Raw genomic sequence first — 2,887 nt, 5'->3', positions numbered from 1 at the left:
CGGGCGGGGCTCTGCTGCAGCTGTCCATCTTCGCACTAGGCATCATGCCCTACATCACCGCATCCATCGTGGTGCAGTTGCTGCGTGTGGTCATTCCACGCTTTGAAGCTCTGCACAAGGAAGGTCAGTCCGGCGAGGCCAAGCTGACTGAGTACACCAGGTATCTGACCATCGGCCTGGCGGTGCTGCAGTCCACGACCATTCTGGTCACTGCCCGCAACGGCGCGCTCTTCAACGGGGCATGCCAGCAGCAGGTTATCCCTGATAGTTCGGTCTGGAACCTGGTGGTCATGGTCCTGATCATGACCGGCGGCACGGGCCTGATCATGTGGATGGCCGAGCTGATTACTGACAAGGGCATTGGCAACGGCATGTCCGTCCTGATCTTCATCTCCATCTGCTCCGGCTTCCTGCCTCAGCTCTGGAACATCGGCTGGGGCACCAACGGCAAGAACGGCGACTGGGTCAAGTTCGGCATCGTTGTGACTGTCTTGGTGGTCATTCTGATACTGGTGGACTATGTTGAGCTGGCTCAGCGCCGCATACCCGTCCAGTACACCCGCCGGATGATCGGCCGCAAGATGTATGGCGGATCCTCAACCTATCTGCCACTCAAGATCAATATGTCAGGCGTAATTCCTCCCATCTTTGCCTCATCCATTCTGGCTATTCCCACCCTCATCGCCCAGTTCGGCAAGCCCGAACAGAGCTGGGTCAAGTGGATCGATGCCAACATGGCCAACACCACCTCGGTGTGGTACATCGTGCTCTACTCGGTCATGATCGTCTTCTTCTGCTTCTTCTACACTTCCATCACCTTCAACCCCGATGAGACGGCCGACAACATGAAGGAGTACGGCGGTTTCATCCCCGGCATCAGGGCCGGACGCGCCACTAGCCGGTACCTGTCATACGTGATGAATCGGCTGAATACAGTCGGCGCCATCTATCTGCTTTTCGTGGCGCTGATACCCACGGTGCTAATCATGTTGCTGAAGATCAACTCCAAGTTGCCCTTCGGCGGCACCACCATCCTGATTATCGCCGGCGTCGGCCTGGACACCCTGCGTCAGGCCAGGGCTCAGACCGAGCAGTTCCAGTACACTGGTTTCCTGCTGGAGGGCGACCACAAGGAAGGCTGACTCTAACTTAAGCACCTGCAAGTGGTGTCAGATTAAAACAAATGAAGGTCCGGCCCTGGCCCTTGGTGGCAAGGGGCCGGATTCTTTTTGTGTCTCGGGAAGACAGTTTGCATGGGTTCAGTGAGTGGAACCTGTATTGGGTCGGGTAGCCGCTAGCATACGTAAATGAGGGTTCTACCCGGAAAAGACGGCTAAGACCGTCCGGGACCAAAGAGTCAAGAACATAGAATATCGAGCAAAGGATAGGGAATGGCACAGCGACTGTTGATCATGGGACCTCAAGGTGTTGGCAAGGGCACGCAAGCGGCCTTGCTCAGCAAGCATTACGGGATTCCGGCCATCTCCACCGGCGACATTTTCCGATACAACCTGAAGAACGGAACTGAGCTGGGCAAGCAGGCCAAGGCCTACACCGACAAGGGTGAGTTGGTTCCAGACGAGCTGACCAATAAGATCGTCAAGGATCGCCTTGGCATGGATGATGCCGCCCAGGGCTGGATTCTGGACGGCTACCCCCGTTCGGCCTCCCAGGTCGAGGCGCTGGACAAGATGCTCAAAGAACTTGACACCCCGCTGACGGCTGTGGTGGCCTTGGACGCCGACCATGACGTGCTCATGCAGCGCATCGCCAAGCGGGCCAAGGAAGAGGGGCGAGCAGACGACACCCCAGAGGCCATCGCCAAGCGTCTGGATATCTATGCCAAGGAGACTGCACCCTTGCTGAACACCTATAAGTCCCGTGGCCTTCTGGTCGCAGTGGACGGTCAGGGAGCGGTCGAGCAGATATCCAAGGAGATTATCGCGCAGCTGGACAAGAGCTGATTCATAGCCTGTCAGGCGAAAGGGTTGTCGCCAGCTGAATCAACCGTAAGAAGGCCTTGTTCAGAACACACTGGCACAGCTCGCTGCTAAGACTAACCCAAACATAGAAGCTGCATGACCCCAGGGGGCTTGACAGCTTCTTTTTGTGGAGGGCGGAAATCCCCGCGCGTCCGCCCAACTGTGGCGGAGAGGATGATAGCCTAGTTGCATTCAGACCCTCTTCCGGGGGTATTGCATGTCGGTGATTGGCCGTAAAAGATAGAGAAATCAATAGAAACAGAAGAGGTCCACTTGAAGGGGTCTACGGCATCCGTGGTCAGATCGGATAAACAGGAACCAGCGCGTCCGAAGCACACCATCCGAACCATTCTGCGCTCACTGCGCGAATACCGAAAGGCCAGTTTTCTAGCTCCAGCCTTCGTCTTTCTGGAGAGCGTCCTTGAGATTGTGATTCCGACCATCATGGCATCCCTGATCGACCAAGGAGTCTCGGGGAGGTCCATGCCGGCCATCTTCAAATTCGGGTTGATATTGCTGGCCTGCTCGGCCGTCTCCCTGTTCTCCGGGTTCATGTCCGGGCGGTATGCGGCCATCGCCTCTTCCGGCCTGGCCAAGAATGTCCGCAGCGACCTCTTCGCCAAGGTGCAGTCCTTCAGCTTCACCAACATCGACCGCTTCTCTACCGGTTCCATCATCACCAGATTGACCACCGATGTGACCAATCTGCAGAACGCCTATCAGATGGTCATCAGGGTCGGGGTCAGGGCGCCGATCATGGTCATCGTCGCCTGGCTCTTTTCTTATAAGATCTCCAGGCCCATATCCCTGGTCTTCCTGATCGCCATCCCCATCCTGGGCTTCGGGCTGATCGGTCTGTCCCTGCTGGTGCACCCCATCTTCGAGCGGGTCTTCCACACCTACGA

Annotated in this window: 3 protein-coding genes; all 3 read left to right on the top strand. The window is 56.9% G+C overall.

Annotated features, from left to right (window positions below):
* The coding region (secY, locus tag AC0AP0_RS11205; RefSeq protein WP_490430522.1) for a preprotein translocase subunit SecY at window positions 1–1,142 on the top strand (1,142 nt) is incomplete at its 5' end.
* A gap of 249 nt (window positions 1,143–1,391) precedes the next feature.
* The gene (locus AC0AP0_RS11200) at window positions 1,392–1,964 is read left to right on the top strand and encodes an adenylate kinase (protein WP_198208640.1); all 573 of its coding nucleotides are present in this window, start codon (window positions 1,392–1,394) and stop codon (window positions 1,962–1,964) included.
* A 312-nt stretch (window positions 1,965–2,276) separates the two neighbouring features.
* Window positions 2,277–2,887 (top strand): ABC transporter permease (locus AC0AP0_RS11195; protein ID WP_490430521.1); only part of this gene is annotated, 611 nt, incomplete at its 3' end.

Source organism: Bifidobacterium sp. POST2/T3 (B1), assembly GCF_058197115.1.
Note: the sequence above shows the minus strand (reverse complement) of the source record. Positions and strands in the feature narration are given on the sequence as shown.